The 17,534-nt window shown below is 60.0% G+C and carries 12 protein-coding genes and 1 pseudogene; 3 read left to right on the forward strand and 10 right to left on the reverse strand.

Going from position 1 to position 17,534, the window contains the following annotated elements:
• Positions 1-6: 6 nt before the first annotated feature.
• Positions 7-2,748 carry a ribosome-associated ATPase/putative transporter RbbA gene (gene rbbA, locus VFB05_RS06375; protein WP_325010150.1) on the reverse strand — a complete coding sequence of 914 codons (2,742 nt, stop codon included), beginning with the start codon at positions 2,746-2,748 and terminating at the stop codon, positions 7-9.
• Positions 2,745-3,833 (reverse strand): HlyD family secretion protein, encoded by a 1,089-nt coding sequence (locus VFB05_RS06380; protein WP_325010117.1) that lies wholly within the window; start codon positions 3,831-3,833, stop codon positions 2,745-2,747. The genes rbbA and VFB05_RS06380 overlap by 4 nt, the downstream gene beginning before the upstream one ends.
• A gap of 1,279 nt (positions 3,834-5,112) precedes the next feature.
• On the opposite strand from VFB05_RS06380, the gene VFB05_RS06385 reads away from it, so the two are divergent.
• Positions 5,113-5,277 carry a hypothetical protein gene (locus VFB05_RS06385; RefSeq protein WP_325010119.1) on the forward strand — a complete coding sequence of 55 codons (165 nt, stop codon included), beginning with the start codon at positions 5,113-5,115 and terminating at the stop codon, positions 5,275-5,277.
• Positions 5,278-5,326: 49 nt separating this feature from the next.
• Here VFB05_RS06385 and VFB05_RS06390 read toward each other — a convergent pair whose 3' ends face one another.
• Entirely contained in the window at positions 5,327-5,620 is a 294-nt protein-coding gene (locus VFB05_RS06390) for a hypothetical protein (protein ID WP_325010121.1), read from the reverse strand.
• 134 nt (positions 5,621-5,754) lie between these two features.
• Positions 5,755-7,470, reverse strand: coding sequence for an oleate hydratase (locus tag VFB05_RS06395; RefSeq protein ID WP_325010123.1), 1,716 nt, complete (start codon positions 7,468-7,470; stop codon positions 5,755-5,757).
• Here VFB05_RS06395 and VFB05_RS06400 point away from each other — a divergent pair.
• A complete protein-coding gene (locus tag VFB05_RS06400) occupies positions 7,469-9,343 on the forward strand; it encodes a long-chain fatty acid--CoA ligase (protein WP_325010125.1) in 1,875 nt (624 codons plus the stop codon). The two genes, VFB05_RS06395 and VFB05_RS06400, sit on opposite strands and share 2 nt — an antisense overlap.
• Here the strand turns inward: VFB05_RS06400 and VFB05_RS06405 are convergent.
• A complete protein-coding gene (locus tag VFB05_RS06405; RefSeq protein WP_325010127.1) occupies positions 9,340-10,221 on the reverse strand; it encodes an alpha/beta hydrolase in 882 nt (293 codons plus the stop codon). The genes VFB05_RS06400 and VFB05_RS06405 overlap by 4 nt on opposite strands.
• Before the next feature lie 91 nt (positions 10,222-10,312).
• Here VFB05_RS06405 and VFB05_RS06410 point away from each other — a divergent pair, with 91 nt between their 5' ends.
• On the forward strand, positions 10,313-11,629 hold the full coding sequence (locus VFB05_RS06410; protein ID WP_325010129.1) for an OpgC domain-containing protein: 1,317 nt from the start codon (positions 10,313-10,315) through the stop codon (positions 11,627-11,629).
• Between the two features lie 280 nt (positions 11,630-11,909).
• On the opposite strand, the gene VFB05_RS06415 is transcribed toward VFB05_RS06410, so the two are convergent.
• The 5 genes and pseudogenes from VFB05_RS06415 to VFB05_RS06435 all read right to left on the reverse strand — a co-directional run.
• Entirely contained in the window at positions 11,910-13,106 is a 1,197-nt protein-coding gene (locus VFB05_RS06415; RefSeq protein WP_414643157.1) for an efflux RND transporter periplasmic adaptor subunit, read from the reverse strand.
• A gap of 8 nt (positions 13,107-13,114) precedes the next feature.
• Entirely contained in the window at positions 13,115-15,478 is a 2,364-nt protein-coding gene (locus VFB05_RS06420) for an ABC transporter permease (protein ID WP_325010133.1), read from the reverse strand.
• On the reverse strand, positions 15,475-16,134 hold the full coding sequence (locus tag VFB05_RS06425) for an ABC transporter ATP-binding protein (protein ID WP_325010152.1): 660 nt from the start codon (positions 16,132-16,134) through the stop codon (positions 15,475-15,477). The genes VFB05_RS06420 and VFB05_RS06425 overlap by 4 nt, the downstream gene beginning before the upstream one ends.
• Before the next feature lie 140 nt (positions 16,135-16,274).
• On the reverse strand, positions 16,275-17,108 hold the full coding sequence (locus VFB05_RS06430) for a universal stress protein (protein ID WP_325010154.1): 834 nt from the start codon (positions 17,106-17,108) through the stop codon (positions 16,275-16,277).
• Positions 17,109-17,195: 87 nt separating this feature from the next.
• Positions 17,196-17,534: pseudogene (locus tag VFB05_RS06435) on the reverse strand (HdeD family acid-resistance protein); the annotation flags it as partial.

Raw genomic sequence — 17,534 nt, forward strand, 5'->3', positions numbered from 1 at the left:
CGGACTCTAGCGCTCCTGCTTGCGAAGCAACAGCATGCTGATCATCGTCAGCACAGGAATGAATACCGTCAGCATCAGTATACTGGAGCCGAGATCTTCAAGTCCAAGGCCCTTTGTGAAGGTGCCCACGGCGATCGGGCGGTAGTAGCTCATCGGAAAACAGAGCCCGATGATCTGGGCCATGCCCGACAGTGACGATACGGGCGTCATCATGCCGGAGAATTGCTGGGCAGGCAGAATCGTGAGAATGGCAGTCCCGAACAGCGCGGCGATTTGCGACTTGCAGAATGTCGATATCAGCATGCCGTAACCTGTTGTCGTAAAGACGTAGATGGCGGTGCCGATGAGAAGTGCGAGAAAGCTGCCTCTCAGAGGAACGTTAAAGAGAAAGATCGCCATGGCAAACATGACAACAAAATTGATCATGGCGACGGCAACGTAGGGAAACTGCTTGCCCAGCAGGAATTCGAGCCGCGTCACCGGCGTCACGTAGAGGTTCGTGATCGATCCCAGTTCCTTTTCACGGACAACGGCAAGCGCCATCAGGATGGCTGGGAACAAGGCAAGCATCATCGCCACCGTCGACGGCACCATGGCAAAGACGCTGTCAAAGTCCTGATTGTACTTGAATCTGACTTCGATATTGGCAGCCGGCGCGGAAGCCTGTTGCGTGGTTTTGATCGCAGGGTCGCTCAGATAGAGCTGATGCATAGCTTGCAAGTAGCCGCGTATCGTCTCCGCGCGGAACGGCATTGCGCCATCGACCCAGGCCGACACCCAAACCGGCCGCCCTTTCTTGAGATCCATGCCGAAATTCGGCGGGATTTCGATGCTGGCATCGATATCGGCGTTCTTGAGACGACGATCGACGTCCACATAGTCAATGAGGGGCGGTTTCTCGACGAAATAACGCGACCCTCTCAGCTCTTCAAGATATGCCCGGCTTTCCGGGCTCTGGTCGCGGTCGAGAACGGCGAAGGTCAGGTTGTTGACGTCCGTCGAGATCCCGAAGCCGAAGACGATCATCAGAAGCGCCGTGCCGAACAGCGCGAACGTCAGTCGAATCGGATCGCGCAGCAGTTCGAGAGTTTCCCGAATCGTATAGGCGAACAGTCTCTGGAGGCTGAATGACGCGCCGCGCGACTGGTTCTTTGTGGGGCCAGCTGCCGGCTTGGCCGGTGAATGCCGTTCAAGCGTGAGCGTGGGAGCCGTGGTCGGCGCTTCCTGCTCGAGAAAGCTGATGAATGCATCTTCCAGATTAACCGAACCGCGGGCTTCGATCAGTTCCGCTGGAGTCCCCGTCGCAAGCACACGTCCCTCATGCATGAGGGAGAGCCGGTCGCAGCGAGCTGCCTCGTTCATGAAATGCGTAGAGACGAAGATCGTGATGCCCTGATTGCGCGACAGGTCGAGTAGCAGCGCCCAGAACTGGTCACGCGCCAGAGGATCGACGCCGGAGGTCGGTTCATCGAGGATCAACAGCTCCGGTTTGTGAACGATGGCTACGGCAAGCGACAGTCGCTGCCGGATACCCAGGGGAAGCTCGGAGGCGAGCTGGTCCATATTGTCGGCCAGGCCGCATTTCGCAACGAGATCGGCAATCCGCTTATTGGCGAAGGCGCGAGGCAATTGAAAGAGACGGGCGTGCAACGAAAGGTTCTCGCGGACTGTCAGCTCGCCGTAGAGAGAGAAAGACTGCGACATGTATCCGACGCGGCGCCGCGCCGCGAGATCACTGGCCTGCATCGCTTGGCCGAATATCAGCGCCTCGCCGTCCGAAGGTGGCAGCAGTCCCGTGAGCATCTTCATTGTCGTGGTCTTGCCGGATCCGTTCGAGCCGACAAAACCGAAGATCTCTCCGCGGCGTATAGAAAAGCCCACCCGGTTGACTGCGGTAAAGTCACCGAACCGGCAGGTGAGCTGTCTGGCAACGATGACGGGCTCGTCGGCCACATCTGTTGGTAATTTCATCGCCATTAGGTTGGCGACGCCGTTCCGGTGTGGGAGGAGGGCGACGAAGGCTTCTTCGATCGACTGCGTTCTGGTTCTGGCTTTCAGGTCCGACGGTGACCCGGTCGCGAGGAGTTTTCCGTCATTCATGCCGATTAGCCAGTCGAATCGTTCGGCTTCTTCCATATAGGCGGTCGCAACGATTACACTCATTCCCGGCCTGCGACCGCGCAACCGATCGATGAGGTCCCAGAACTGCCGCCGGGACAAGGGATCGACGCCGGTCGTGGGTTCGTCGAGGATCAGCAGATCAGGGTCGTGAATGAGCGAACAGCAGAGCCCGAGCTTCTGTCGCATTCCGCCGGAGAGTTTTTTTGCCGGCCGATCGGCGAACGGCGCAAGCCCCGTGCTTTCGAGAAGTTCCCGAATTCGCCAGGCGCGCTCCTCGCGGCGCTGCGCGAACAGCCTGGAAAAAAACTCGATATTCTCTCTGACGCTCAGATCGGGATAAAGATTCTTGCCGAGTCCTTGCGGCATGTAGGCGATGCGCGGGCAGATCGCGGCGCGCGCCGTGGCGCTTGAGATATCCACGCCCAGAACCTGCACGTTGCCTTGCTGGATCTGGCGCGCGCCAGCCAGGATCGCGAGCAGCGATGATTTGCCCACACCATCGGGGCCGATCAGCCCGATCAGCTTGCCTGCCGGCAGGGAAATCGAGATCTGATCGAGTGCCGTCACCGAGCCGTAAAGATGAGATAGATCCGTGACAACGGCGACCGCATCGTCGCCGACAGTCATGGCTTGGCCTGCAAGGTACCAGGCCATTCGGTTGTCGGGTCCCAGTGAACATAGCCGACGCCGGGGAGTCCGCTTCTCACAGCATCCGCATGCGCGATCAGGCGGTCCTGATCAATGCGCAGCCGGATGCGGAACATCAGCTTGTCGCGCTCGCTCTGGGTTTCTACGGTCTTCGGCGTGAACTGCGCCTGGCTTGCGACGAAAGAGACTTTTGCCGGAATTGGATGATCGGGATAGGCGTCGAGAACGATCCGCGCATCCGTGCCAATCTTGACTTTGCCCGCTTCCAGCGTCGGCAGATAGACGTCCATATAGACGTAGGACAGGTCCAGCATGGTGAAGACCTTGCCGCCCGCCGGCAGGACTTCACCGATATTGGCCAGCCGATATTGGATCCGCCCCCCCTTGGGCGCCACCAGCGTGTTGTCGGCGATCTGGACTCTGTAAAAGCCGGCGTCGTGTTCGGCAGCCTGCAATGCATGCCGGAAAATCGAGACCCTGGCATTTGCCGCATTGAGACCCGCAACCGCAGCGTCAAGCCCCTGCTTACGCTGATCGGCAACTTCCTGCGTTGTCCAGCCGTTCTTCAGCAGAGTCCGGGTGCGATCCATCTCCTGCTCGGCCAGTTTCCTCTGTGTCTCCTGTTGGACAAGATTAGCCTCGGCTTCATCAACGGCGCGCTGCGCCTGTCTGATCTGCGCTTCCGACTTTGAAAGAGACTGCTGGAGATCACCGGTATCCATTCGCGCCAGGACCTGGCCGGGTGCAACCCGATCGCCAATGTCGACCAAAAGCTCGGCCACGCGGCCGGCGAATTTCGTGTCGATATCGATCTCGTCGGCTTCGATCCGGCCGTTACCCATGCTGATCCCAACGGGAAGAGGAGGATGCGTCTGCTTCCAGACGTAGTATCCAGCGCCGCCGATGCCACCCGACAGAAGAAGGAGTCCGATCCATATCCACAGGGCTCTGCGTCTGCGTGGAGCTTTCTGAACGGCCGGGAGGTGCGGGGTGTCGAGCGGCACCAGCGATGGTGACGACGCCTCCGTCGATGTCTTCCGTGCGAGCTCTTCAGAAATTTGCATTTTCATGGCCGTGATTTTGCGGACCCAAGCTTAATCTTTGCACGACCGGGTACTCCGCCGTTTGACCTGTCTCAAAAGCAGTTGACGTTGGCTCCTTTTCGGTAGCGCGGGGCGTTCTATTCTTCGGTGGTATGAGGCCAAATCCAATAAGGCACCACGAGGTGACCATCTGCGAGATAGCTGAGGTCTCGCTCAGCGCTTCCAGCGTATAGTGACGTCATCGACCGCCTTCCAGGTCGATTGCCATAAGGAGCCCTTTGAGCCTCACGGTTGGTTGGGTTGAAACCAGACGTAATCTGGTGAGCGCGCACGACTTAGTTTCCGTCGTTAGTGCGACATCAGTGTCGGGATCGTCATCGTTTGCAGCATCTCTCTCGCAATTACCACTTTCGCCAATGGGTCGGGTGTATTTGGACCGTCGCCCCCGACTTGGCGTTGACCCACCCGTGAACGTTACGCCGACACGGAAATACAAGCGCGTAGATGACATCGCCGTCAACGACGGCAACTTCCAAATCAACGCCATACGGCGCAGTCGTTATGGGCTGCCATTCCATAGAACAATCATCGAGTAGTTTTTGAATAGAAGCGTTGATGCTCATCAAAAAAACCTACCTGTCGGTAGTTCGGAGGGCGACTTGTTTTGCCGTGTCCAGCTATCGAATGCCGAACAGACCGACGAACCGCGAATACACCAGCGTCATTGACGCTTCTCCGCCCCGCGCGTGCCGCTTTCCAGTCAACGGCCTGTTGTGCAAGGTCTACGGCCCAAGCCTCGTCCATGGCTTGTCGGCCGTGAGACGGAAGAATTTCGTGCATTGAAGTTCTCCATCGGAATGCGTTTGGTGCAATCAACCGTCATCCGCTACCAAAGGTTTCCGGTTCTCGAAATTTCGGGCGTTTGCTTAAGGGATTATCCGAAGGGCATTACCAAAAAAATGGCCGCCAAGGATGGGGCATCCTTGGCGGCCCGCGCGCGATCCGCTCGGTACGTGCGCCGACAATCCAAGCCGCGCCGGTGAGCTCTTTCTCCAGTGAGCGACGGATGCGACTCGCCGGCGCCCACGGACCTTGGCCGGCGATAGCTTGTCCAATGCCTTCCGACGGGGATTGGTGCACAGTATAGATTGGCGTTCAGCGCCCCCACGATGCACCCGTCGAAGGACAAGCCGCCGCAATCCTGGCCCAGCCTTGCGGCGGCCGTTTTTAACTTATGTTAAAGTCGCGCGCGGTGTGTTACTCAGCCGTTCTGCTCCGTCCCAACAGCCGGGCGAATGACATGGCGGACTTCATTTTTCTGGCGAACATTGCGCATTACAAAGGGCTTTTGGCCGCCGAGACCGATGCCCCAAAGATTGCTGCGTTGCGCAAGTTGCTGGCAGAGGAAGAGGCCAAACTAGCCGAATGGCGCAAAAAGAAGTCGGGTCCCAAAGCATCCGAGTGATGCTGATGCAGCTATCTTCAGTCCACGACATGGACACGCCGATCGAGGCCTACAGCACTCTTGTGACGCGGTGAACCGGCCGTACGTTGATGCCGAGCATCTGGGCACGGATCCTGTTCCACAGGCGTGCCGCTATCGAACCGAGCGCGAACCAAATGATGCTGGAGATAGCCACAAGCGTTAGGGCCCGCGCCCACTGAAAAGGCTCGACCAGATCGATCGGCTTGATGAAATACATCCAGAAGAAGAAGTTCAGGATTGACTGCCCCCATCCCACTGCGACGGATAACGACCATATTAAGTGTAGGCCACCCATCATGCCTGCAGTCACGAGGCCCATCATGGTGGGACTCAGCTTTTCCAACTTGTGGCCCTTTCGGTTTCGAGATCAGCCATTAGACATCATGTGGCTGTGAATTCGAACGCGGCTTGATATGAGTCAAAAAGGTGGGCAGCAACGACACTGATCATTGTGCCTTATTTGAACGCCTTGACCACCGCGTTGAAATCGACCTGCAGCGACTTGTCATAATGCAGGAGGGGCGGGATCTCGCGATCGATCCCAAGCAGCTGGTAGACCGCCATCTGGGCGACGCGAACCGAATATTCGACTGTGAACACGACGTCGTCGGGGATCTCGACGAACTGGCTGACGAAGGCGAGGTTCTTTGACGATTTTGGCACCGGAAGCGGCCGGTCCATCTGCGCACGTGGCATGAACATGCTGGTGATGTAGGGCATGCGGCATGGAATGCAGATCGCCTGCGCGAATACCGAACGATCGAAGTTGAGGTGACCGCAAAGCTCGTTGAGAATGTCGGCGCCGGTACATTCCGCCATCGGCTTGGTGACAAAATCGCCGATCCGATCCGGGTGCAGCGCGTATCCCCAGAACACCCTGATGTCCGCGGGCTGGTTGACGAAATGCGGCTGGTGCGGAAGCACGACCGACATCAGCCAGCGGGAATCCCTGAAGGTGACGAGACCTCCGGTGCCGGCCGTGTTGCCGGTGAAGGCTTCCATCTGATCGAAGAAACGGGTGTCCTTCAGGGTCACGGTAAAGGACTCCCACCATGACTCGGGAATGCTGCCGTTGAAGGCGGCGGGATTGCCAAACTCAGGGCGGTCTTTGGCCAGTTTCTCCCAAAGGGCCCAGCCGCCGCTCTCCTGCTTCGTTAGTTGCGCGGGAGGGTGCGTCATTGAACCGAAGCTCGATGCATCGGTCATGGAGGCATTCTGGAAAAAAACCAGGTCGTCGGCGCCGACCGCCACGTCCCAGGTCTCGCTTGTGCCGGCCTTCTTGACCTTGATCGTCTGGACGACAAGTTTGCCGGTTTCGGAAACGAGATCGAAATCGGTGACGACGCAGCCTCTCTGAAAATGGACGCCCTTGTCCGCAAGCCAGGCCTGAAGCGGCCTGACCAGCGAGTCGAACTGGGTGAAGACAGTGCGCTTCACTCCGGCCAGCGTTTCAATGCGCGAAAATTCCTTGATGAACCTGTGCAGGTAGCGTCTGAACTCCACCGCGCTGTGCCATGGCTGAAAAGCAAAGGTCGTCGCCCACATATGCCAGAATGTCGTCGTGAAGAATTCCTCCGACAGCCAGTCGGTGATCCGGTCCGTGCCAAGATCCGCTTCGCTCGCCATCGTCAAGTGCAGCAGCTCCATCCGGTTGGACATCGAGAAGCCCATCGAGCTGACGTCGACGATGGCACGGTTCCTGTCCACGAGGCGCGCCCGCGAATGCGACTTGAACTCCTCGTTGAAGGCGACGGTCTCCTCGAACACGCTCTTGTTCGGATTGAACAGGGACGGTATCGATTTGAACAAGCCCCAGGTGCATTCAAAATTGTCGGTGGTCAGCATGCGGCCGCCGCGAAAGGTGTATCCATCATGGGGACCGCCGCCGGCATCGAGGCTTCCGCCCAGCACAGGCAAGGCTTCGTAAATCGTGATGTTGCCGCCAGGCATGCCGCCGTCGCGGATCATGAAAGCAGCCGCGGCGAGAGAGCCGATGCCGCCGCCTACGAGGTGTGCTTTTCTGTCCCTCACGGTCACGGCAATTTCCCTTCGAAAGACATTAGCGGCCGATCCGAGGTCGTCGACAACCATTACAGTTGGCACGCCGTGAAGCTCGATTGCGTTGATTTGAATCAACGACGAAGAAGACCATCGTACGCAAACTACCAACATGGGATCGCAGCAAGCAGACCGCGTCGACCTGATATCCCGCGAGGAAGCCGGGACGCTTCCCGGTCTGTTCACGGAACGCGTCGAGCGTAGCCCTGATGGGATCGCTTACTGCGAACATCGTAACGGACGTTGGGAAGAGCTGACGTGGCGAGAGATGGCGCAACGTGTCGCGGGCTTGCGAGGGGCGTTGGCGCGTAGTGGGCTAAGGCGCGGCGATCGTGCGGCGGTCTTGTTGCCGAATGGCACGGATTGGGTGACATTTGACCTTGCGGCTACGGCCAACGGCGTTATCACAGTGCCGCTATATTCCAATGACAGCGCTGAAAATACGGCTTTCGTCCTTGCGGATTCGGGGGCCCGGCTCTGCCTCCTCGACAGCGCAGCGCGGTGGAGTACGATTGCGCCGCTCGTCGATGCCAACAGCGCGCTTGAGCATGTCTGGGTTAGAGAAGGACTTGACCGGGTAACCGTCTTGCCGTCGGGCCATCGGGAGCTCTCAACGCTCCACGACGCCCTCGCACAAAGCGACCCGGACAGCAGTCCCTTGCGCTGTGCGCCACAGGATGTTGCAACGATTATCTACACGTCGGGAACGACGGGTCGCCCGAAAGGCGTGATGCTCACGCACGCCGCGATCCTCTGGAACGTCGAAGCTAACAGCAAGCTCATTCCGCCGCTCGTCAGCGACGTGTACCTCTCGATTCTGCCGCTGGCCCACGCCTTTGAGCGCACGGAGGGCTACTACTTGCCGATGATGGCGGGCTCGCGCGTGGTCTATGCCCGCTCGGTCGAGCAATTGCCCGAGGATCTTAAGACCATCCGCCCAACCGTGCTTGTCGCTGTCCCGAGGCTCTATGAACGAATCTACGAGGTGGTGCGCCGCGAGATCGACGCGCGTCCTTTGATACGCCGGATCGTTGTGTTGGCTGCGCGCCTCGGATGGGAGCTGAGCGAATTCCAACACGGGCGCGGACCGGCTCCTCATCTCCTTGCAAGGACGATGCTCTGGCCGTTGCTTGAACGGTTCGTGGCGCGCCCGATCCTCGCCGCTTTCGGCGGACGGCTGCGCGTGGCGATGAGCGGCGGGGCCGCGCTTCCGATCAGCGTAGCGGAGTTCCTCGTCGGATTGGGCTTGCCCATCGTCGAGGGCTATGGGCTGACTGAGGCGGGGCCCGTTGTCGCTTCAAGAGCCATCGAGGGCAGCCTTCCCGGTTCGGCCGGTCGACCGCTTGACGGTCTCGAAGTCAGGTTGGGCGAGCAATCGGAACTCCTCGTGCGATCGCCCTCGGTCATGCGGGGCTACTGGCAAAATGAGCAGGCAACGGCCGATGCCGTGTCGCCGGATGGCTGGCTCAGAACCGGCGACATCGCCGAGATCCGAAACGGCAGCATCTTCATCACGGCCCGACTCAAGGAAATCATTGTTCTGTCGACCGGTGAGCACGTCCCGCCGAGCGCCGTCGAAGCGGCGATCCAGAACGATCCAATGTTCGAGCAGGTGTGTGTGGTCGGCGACCAGCGGCCTTGTGTTGTTGCAGTCCTGGTGCTTGATCGCGAAGCCTGGTTGCGGCTCGCGCGCGAACGGGCGATCGATCCTGCCGATCTCGATGGGTCCGCCGCAATCGATACAATCCTCTCACGGATCGCGGCCCAGACACGCAGCCTGCCGGCAATCTGGCAAGTGCGTGCAGTCCACGCCATCACGACGCCATGGACGATCGATGACGGAAGCCTGACGCCCACTCTCAAGGTCAAACGACGGGTGATCGAGGCGCGCTTCGAAAAGCAGATCGACTTTGTTTACGGCAGCATTGCGCAGCACAGGCGCTCCGCAGCATCGCATCGTCCGGCTTTAGTTCGTGCGGACAGTTAGTTCGCGACGTTCCCCTGCTCGCAGTCGCCGCCCGCCGGCTCGGCGGAGCGATGCCACGTCCGGGAGATGAAACCACGAATGCTCGCAAGGATTTTGCCGTCGTCGAGATCTCCGTGGCCGCCAAGCGGAAACCGGACGAAGCATTTGGGCGCCTTGATGAGGCTATAGAGGCGCTGCCCGAACGAGATCGGGATCGTATCATCCTTGTCCCCGTGGAACACCAGCACCGGCGCGCTTACCTTGCTGATGAGCCAATCCGAATGGAATTGGTCCTTGAGCAACCACCGCACCGGCAGCAGCGGGTAATTCATGGCCGCGACGTCGGCAACCGATGTGTAAGGCGCTTCCAGCACCAGCGCCCTGATCTTGCGCTCAACCGCAAGCCAGACCGCAACGCCCGTGCCAAGGGAATGTCCCCACAATACAATGCGGTCCGGCGCGATTTGATGATCAGCTGCGAACGCATAGGCCGCCGCGGCGTCAAGATGCATGCCGTCTTCTGACGGACTACCCGTCGACCCCTCGTAACCCCGGTACGAAACCGCGAGCAGGCCGCTGCCGTCGGCCACGAGCTGCCGGTCCCGGCTGACACGCCAGTTCAGGGTGTCGCCATTGCCATGGAAATAGATGAAAAGAGGCTTGTCGGGCTTGGGCGCCACATACCATGCGACCAGGCGCTCGCCGTCGGAAGTGTGCAGTGCGACTTCCTGCGCTTCGGGAAAACCGGCTTCCGCTGCGGTAACGTGGTCCGCAAGCTTGGGAAACACCAGCGTGCGTTGCATCGTGTACATGCCCGTACACAGGGCAACGTAGCCCGCCAGCACCACGGCCGCGGCCCATTTGGTCAATTTCCAGGTGAACCCCAAAACCGCACGCATGCGATCCTCCCGCTTGCCACAATAGATGGGTGTGAGGGGCGCGGAAGCAAGGCGCGAGCAAAGCGAAATTGCCGTGCTTTCCGGCGGTAAAATGATTGACCTTTATCAACGCGCGCCGTCGCGTTGTATCCGATTCAAGTTTGACCGCTGTGATGGTGAAACGTTCATGCCGGCGTCCGGAGTCAAGTTTGATCCAGTCGAGGTGCCGCGCGATTTCCGGCTTGACCTCTATCGTGGATTTGCGCTCTGGCTCATCTTCCTAGCCCACATTCCTGGCACGATCTTCAACCGGATCACACCATGGAATTACGGCTTCAGCGATCCGGCCGAGGTTTTCATCTTCGTCTCCGGTTACGCCAACGCCTATGTCTACGGGCGGGTGATGGAGCAGCGCGGCTTCCTGGTAGGCGGTGCGCAGATCGTGCGGCGCGCTCTTGAGGCATACGTCGCCCAGATATTTTTGTTCGTGATTCTCATCGGTGAGGTGTTCTGGCTATCGCACGGCTCGCTTGCGCTGGAAGACGTAGCGAACATCCGCGTGGTCCATGAACGGCCCGAGGAAAGTATCATGGCGCTGCTGCAGCTGAAGTTCATGCCGGTCAACATGAACGTATTGCCGCTTTATGTCGTGGTGCTTGCGGTCTCGCCGGTCATCCTCTGGCTGCTGCGAAAAACCCCGGCGCTAGCACTGACGCTGGCCACAACCGTTTACGCCGCAGCCAACTGGTTCGCTCTCAATCTTCCTTCTTTCCCGTACGGATACTGGTACTTCAACCCGCTCGCGTGGCAGCTCCTATTCGTGCTGGGCGCATGGTGCGGTTTGGGCGCGACAGATTGGGTGTGGCCGCTGGTGCGATCGCGGCTGGTTCTGATTTGCGCGGCTGTCTATGCGGTGTCGGTATTCGTCTTGTTTCTTCCCTGGAACGGCCTGAACGTAGCGGCGCTCGTTCCGGAATGGAGTCTCTACGCGTTTGGCAAGACCAACCTTGGCGTACTGCGACTGCTGCACTTTTTGGCGCTCGCGATCATCGCCGACTGGCTGATTCCGCGAGAATGGCCGCCGTTGACCTGGTGGGTTCTGCGACCGCTTATCGTTTGTGGGCAGCATTCGCTCGAAGTCTTCTGCCTCGGGGTGGCGTTGGCGTTTGCCGGTCAGGCCGCCGCAGTCGACGCGCCGGGCAACGCCATCATCCGTTTCCTGATCGCGCTGTTGGGTATCACTGTGATGGTCGCGGTCAGTGCGCTGCTCTCCTGGTATAGTTCGACGCGCGTGTCCTTCCGGATCGTGACCGATGACCCGGAGGCGAGAATTGGTGCCGTGAACCGTCGGGCGGTCGTGCTCCTGCCGCAGAGCGTCGGTTCAGGCCCGGGCTCAAATCCAGTCGCGACCGATCTATCCGGACCGTAAGAAGGCTGGTCATAACGATCGATGCAGAAGTTTGCGAAAAGGCCGAGCAAGAACCAGAGCTCGCAGCTCCCGGTCGAGGTCCTTCTCGCGAAATGGAAACGGATCTAACGTGTGGAAAAGTTGAGCGATCCCATCAACGCGAATTTCGATTGCATTCGCCGCTGTTTTCGAGGTCATCGGGTTCGTCGGACTCCAAATGGCATTTGGCCTTCACCCACTGCTTGGCTCTGTTTGCCGCTCCAGCCGCTTCGGGACTTGATCGAAGTTGAGAGCTTCCCGGTCATTCTCGTACCCCGACCCGTGCCCCCGAAGCGACGCGATCGCTGGGATAGACGACGACAACTTCGCCTCCTTCCAAACCGGAGGCGATTGCGGCGAGACGGCCCGAGCGGCGAACAAGGCGAACCTCGCGGATCTGCGCGCGCCCTTCCTTCACGATAAACACATTCCACTGATCGCCACGTCGGAAGAGCGCTCCGGCCGGAACGATCGTTGCATCGTCTTTCGTGAAGACGGCAATTTGCGCGTCTACTTGATATCCATCGCCGAGCTTCGTCCACTGCTCGGCCGGTGATGCGATGTCGACAAGGACGTTGACCCGCTGCTCTTCGACGCCGAGTGTCGAAACCTTTGTAAAGGCTGCCGGCTCGACCCGGCGCACGCGTCCGGAAAGGGACGCCTGGCCACCCCAATGGACAATTGTGACATCAGCGCCCGGGCGAATTTCGACCGCATCGGTGCTCAGGACATCGACCACGATTTCGAGATCGTGCGGATCGCCGATATCCAAAAGCGGCGTGCTGGGCTGGACGATCGTCTCGCTCTCCTGAGCTACCCTCAACACGACGCCCGAGACAGGAGCGGGTACCGTCCAGCTTTCCGGCACCTCGTTGGCATTGCTGCCGCCGCTATACCGCGCCAGCAGGGCCCGCATCTGGCTGAGCTCATGCTCGGCCGCATGATCAAGAAACTCTGCCGCGCGCAGATCCCGATCCGCCAGACGAACCGCAAGCTCGGCGTGCTCCAGGGCCTGCGCGGTCGCAGCTCCGCGGTCAGCCAGAGTTTTCGTCCGGTTGAGATCCGTGTTCACCTGATTGCTTTGGTCGCGCGCCCGCTCGACCACGGCCTTGGCCCGCTCCACATTCGCCTCGGCCGCGCCAAGCCGCTCCTCGACTTCATGCCGGGTGCGCGGATCCATCAGCGGCGCAGGCGACGGCGTGATTGTCGCTACGGCATCGTCGACCCTGATCTCGTCGCCGACCTTGAACCGAATCCGCCCGAGCCTTCCAGACAGGGGCGCCGCCACGACATAGCGTTCGCGAACGCGGGTCTTGCCGTCCTCATCGACGCTGGCGACAAACTTGCCCTTGGTAACCAGAGCCGTCTCGACCGGAACAGCTCCGGGCATCACTGCCCAGATTACCACCGCGACAGCCGCGAGGATCGCGACAACGATGGCCATACGGCGAACGGTCATACGCATCCTCATTCCCTCGTCTTGAGAGCCGCAACCAAATCAAGCCGGTCGACACGTCTGCGGACAACGAACGTGCTGGCTGCCGTTGCTGCCAGTACGACCCCAGCCGCAATCAGGTAAGTCCGCGGCTCGATCACCGGCGGGATCTGGAAACTGTCGTTCGAGTGGAATTTTGCAATCAATCTGATGATCGCGCGTGACAGCCACAGCCCGATTGGAATTCCGAGCCCGGTCTCGACAGCAAATTCACTGAACAGGATGCTGGCAACTTCGCCGCGCGTGAAGCCGAGCACTCGCAGGCTGGCCAGTTCCCATGCCCGTTCCTGCAGGCTGATGCGTGCGCTGTTATAAACAACGCCGACCGTGATGATGGCGGCAAAGGCCGTGAGGATCCCGGCGCTGACGAACACGAGGCCTGCGATCTTCTCGAGAAACGACGACAAGGTGTAGGCCTTCATCGTCACGGACTCGACTGTCGGGAGGTTCTTGAAGGCGAGACCAACCGAAGCCAGCGCGTTCGGCTCGACATATAGGCTCGCGGCAGAAACCACGGCTCCTTCGCCGGTGAGGTGGTTAAGCACATCCAGATCCATATAGGATGCCATGCCGATCGACTCATCGACGATGGTCGTCACGGGCAGGTCACGCTTCAAGCGCCGGCCTTCCATGGTTTCGATGGTGATGATATCGCCCCGACCTGCCTCAAGCCGGTCAGCCAGGCGACGGGTCAGCGTAATTCCGTCTGGCGACGCAGCGATTGGACGCAGCGCTGCGTCGTGCGGCCTTCGCAATTCGTCGCCCGGAGAGAGGCCGATCACCGAGGTCAGATAGCTATGGTGCCCCGAGCGAAGCCGTACGGGAACGATGCGTTGTCCTTCGACGGCCAGAACGCCGGGCAAGCGCGCCAGATCGCGAATAATGGCACGGTCCATCGGATGCGGGAAGGTGATCGAGGTGTTGCCGCGTTCCACCAAATGGAATTGCAGCTCGACCATCTCGTCGATAGCGTCGCGCCAGAAGATCCCAAGCATCATCATCGGAACGGCGAACGCGATGCCGGTCACCGTGAGCGCCGAGCGAAACGGACGCCCGGCCATGTTGCGCAACATCATTATCCACCGGGTTGTGATTACCTTAAGCGGCAGAACTGCTTCGATCCAAGACCGTCGGAAGCCGAGCGGCGTTGCCGGGCGCATGGCAACAGCCGGCGCCAGGGCGATGACCTCCCGAAGACCGGTCAAGACGCCCAGCGAACCGGCGAGCAGACTGATCGCGATTCCGGCGAACGCCGACCAGGCGGCGAGCCTGAACGGCAGATCCGGGACACGGAAGAAGCCCTGGTAGCTCGCCATCATGGCGTTTCCAAAGCCGAAGCCGCCCGCGATTCCAAGCGTCGATCCTATGAGGACGATGACGATCACGAATTTCAGATAGTGCAAGGTGAGAGTGAACGTCGGAAAGCCGAGCGCCTTCAGCGCCGCGATCTGCTCGCGTTGAGCGGTAACCAGGCGTCCTAGCGCGCTATTGAGCAGAAAAGCCGCAACGCCCAGGAAGACGACAGGAATGGTGATGGACATCACCTTCTGCTGATTGAGTTCGTCCTCAAGGAACCTGTTCGAGGGCTGGTCACGGCGCGCGACGGCACCAACCGAGCCATAGGATTCGAGCAATCGGTCCAGCTCTTCGATGACTGATTGGGGCTCGATACCCGGCGCCAAATAAACGATGGCATCGTTGAACGCGCCCTTCATAGCGAAAGCTGCCTCGGCCGCGCTTCGATCCACCCAAAGAACGGCATAGAGGCGGTCGTCGGGAATCGGCAGCCCAGGCTTCACGGCGTAGACATATTCCGACGAAAGGGCGATCCCGGAAACGCGAAAGTCCTCCAGCTTGCCATTGAGCAGAACCCGGATATTTTCGCCGGGCCTGACGCCATTTGCCTCGGCGAAAGCCTCGTTCACCGCGGCGCCGTGGGAGGAGCCTGCTTCGGGTGCAGTGCCTCGCCGCAGGTAAAGGCGCGCCAGCTGTTCGTCGCCAGCATGGCTCAAAGAGATCATGCGAGCCGAGACTGGCTGCGAGGCGGCGGGCCAATCGACGATGACCTCGCGCGCGATGCGCGGTTCGACCGCGACAACGCCCGCAATGGAATCAAGGCGCGGTACGATCGACAGCGGCGCTCGCTTCATCGAGACGAAGATTTGCGGAAACCGGGCATTCGCATAAAACTCATCGCACCCGGCCCGCAGAGAAACGTAGGTCGAGACCGAACCGACAAACACGGCAACGCCGGCGGCTACGAGCAGTGCAATGGTGAGCACTTGTCCGCGCATGGCAGCGATGTCTCGCGCGAGTTTGCGGTCCAACAGGCTCACCAGCGCACCTCTTCGGCCGAGAGCCGTTTTGCGTTGCGTTCCTCGCCGACAATGCGCCCACCGCCGAGCCGCAGCACGCGGTCGGCCATGCCTGCAATCGCCGCGTTATGCGTAATGATGACGATCGTCGTTCCGAACCGCTCGTTGGCACGGGCTATCGCTGCCAGCACCACCTTCCCAGTCTCATAGTCCAGGGCTCCGGTCGGTTCGTCGCACAACAGGACGTCCGGGGATTTAACAATGGCGCGGGCAACTGCGACGCGCTGCTGCTCGCCGCCAGACAATTGCGAGGGAAAGTGATCGACGCGATGCTCGAGACCGACCAGTTTGATGACTTCGAGCGGATCGAGCGGCGCTTCCGCAATCTCATTCACCAGCGCGACATTTTCCAGCACGGTCAAGCTTGGGATCAGGTTGTAGAATTGAAAAACAAAGCCGACATGTTCGCGCCGGTAGCGCGTCAACTCGGCGTCGTCCGCTCCAACCAGGTTATGGTCGCGCCAATTCGCCTGACCGGATGTTGGGTTGTCGAGACCGCCAAGGATGTTCAGAAGGGTCGATTTGCCTGAACCCGACGGGCCGAGCAGAACGACAAATTCCCGCTCGTAGATATCGAGATCGACGTCGCGCAAAGCATGCACGTCGACTTCGCCCATGTGATAGGTTTTCGACAGACCACGGGCGTGAAATACCGCGAGCCCGGCAGGCTCGCGCGCGATGGTCTCGACGGCGAGTCCGATCGTGCCCCGCGCCGCCTCTTTGGTTGGCTTCAGCGGTTCCACGTTGATGCCGTCGATTAGTGCGAAAGCAGAATAGGAAGCAGTGGCCTCGCCAGCATACTTTGTGTCGCACCTCCAAGAATGAATTCGCGGAAGCGTGAGTGGCCGTAGGCTCCCATCACCAGCAGGTCAGCGTTGTGGGAGGCGATCTCCCTTGTGAGCGACTCGCCAATCGTGAATCCCCCAGCGTCGACGCGATCCACAATGACGTCGATTCCGTGACGTGACAGATTCTTGGCGACTTCCTCGGTCGAGTGGCTGGTGTCGATCGCCTTCTCGTTGGTCACGGTGACCACTCGCACCGTCTTGGCCTTCTCCAACACCGGGATGGCGTCGGCGACGGCCCGCGCAGCCGAGCGGCTGAAATCCCACGCAACCACAACCGTGTTCAGTTTGAATGGGTTGCGAGGTTCGCTTTCGGGCACTACCAGGGTTGGACGTCCCGATCCGAAGATGATGGCTTCCGCATACCATTGATCATAGGAGGCCGGAACCGAAACGATGGTGAGATCGCGCAGCCTCGCATACGCGACAAGCTGCCCGGGAACGCGATAGCTTACGCTCCTCTCATGAATGATTTCGTGCGACAGGCCTGCCTTCTGGGCTGCGGCCTCGAAGGCGGCAAGAAGGTCCTGCGCAGCGTCGTGGCTTCGATGAGCCTCGCGGGCAGCGATCGCGCCGGCCGTCCCAAAGGAAACGAAGCTACCGGGGATCTCGAGGTGAACGTCGCAGGCGACCGCCGCGATATGCGCGTCGAGCGCGGACGCAAGAGAAACGGCACGATCGATCACAGAGACAGGTGTCGGATCCGGGTAACTGGTCAGGGTGAGCAGAATATCTTTGATAGCCATCGAGCTCTCCAATAGAAAGTCGAGCGCAATCGTAGCTTTTGTGTCGGCGGGCGATTTGATCTATCGCAGGTCGGAGCGAACGGCCGGTCAGGGCTTAACCGTCTGCCGATCCGCATGCTCCGCGCCGAGTTTTCGCCTTTCCAGCAGTGCGATCACGAGCAGGGCAATGCCGCCCAGAATCATGTTTGCACCCAGCAGCAGCCCGGGAGCCCATAGCGCGGTTTCCGGAAGGTCGATGAACATCAGAGCGGCAAGCACAAGGTCGACCACACTGCTGGCCCGAATCCAACCACGATAGCCGGACAGGTATCCGAAACGCTGCAGCGGATAAGTGAGCTTGGCGACGCCAACAAGAGCAAGGCAAATAATCAGGACTACGGTGAGCGAAATGGCGCCGCTCCATGGTTTGACCAACAACGCAAACCC

It is taken from the genome of Bradyrhizobium sp. (assembly GCF_035652035.1).
Classification (GTDB): domain Bacteria; phylum Pseudomonadota; class Alphaproteobacteria; order Rhizobiales; family Xanthobacteraceae; genus Bradyrhizobium.

Coding starts and splice junctions, on each gene's coding strand:
- rbbA (WP_325010150.1), bottom strand. CDS start 2,748: ATGACTGTCGGCGACGATGCGGTCGCCGTTGTCACGGATCTATCTCAT.
- VFB05_RS06380 (WP_325010117.1), bottom strand. CDS start 3,833: ATGCAAATTTCTGAAGAGCTCGCACGGAAGACATCGACGGAGGCGTCG.
- VFB05_RS06385 (WP_325010119.1), top strand. CDS start 5,113: ATGGCGGACTTCATTTTTCTGGCGAACATTGCGCATTACAAAGGGCTT.
- VFB05_RS06390 (WP_325010121.1), bottom strand. CDS start 5,620: ATGATGGGCCTCGTGACTGCAGGCATGATGGGTGGCCTACACTTAATA.
- VFB05_RS06400 (WP_325010125.1), top strand. CDS start 7,469: ATGGGATCGCAGCAAGCAGACCGCGTCGACCTGATATCCCGCGAGGAA.
- VFB05_RS06395 (WP_325010123.1), bottom strand. CDS start 7,470: ATGTTGGTAGTTTGCGTACGATGGTCTTCTTCGTCGTTGATTCAAATC.
- VFB05_RS06405 (WP_325010127.1), bottom strand. CDS start 10,221: ATGCGTGCGGTTTTGGGGTTCACCTGGAAATTGACCAAATGGGCCGCG.
- VFB05_RS06410 (WP_325010129.1), top strand. CDS start 10,313: ATGATTGACCTTTATCAACGCGCGCCGTCGCGTTGTATCCGATTCAAG.
- VFB05_RS06415 (WP_414643157.1), bottom strand. CDS start 13,106: ATGACCGTTCGCCGTATGGCCATCGTTGTCGCGATCCTCGCGGCTGTC.
- VFB05_RS06425 (WP_325010152.1), bottom strand. CDS start 16,134: ATGGGCGAAGTCGACGTGCATGCTTTGCGCGACGTCGATCTCGATATC.
- VFB05_RS06430 (WP_325010154.1), bottom strand. CDS start 17,108: ATGGCTATCAAAGATATTCTGCTCACCCTGACCAGTTACCCGGATCCG.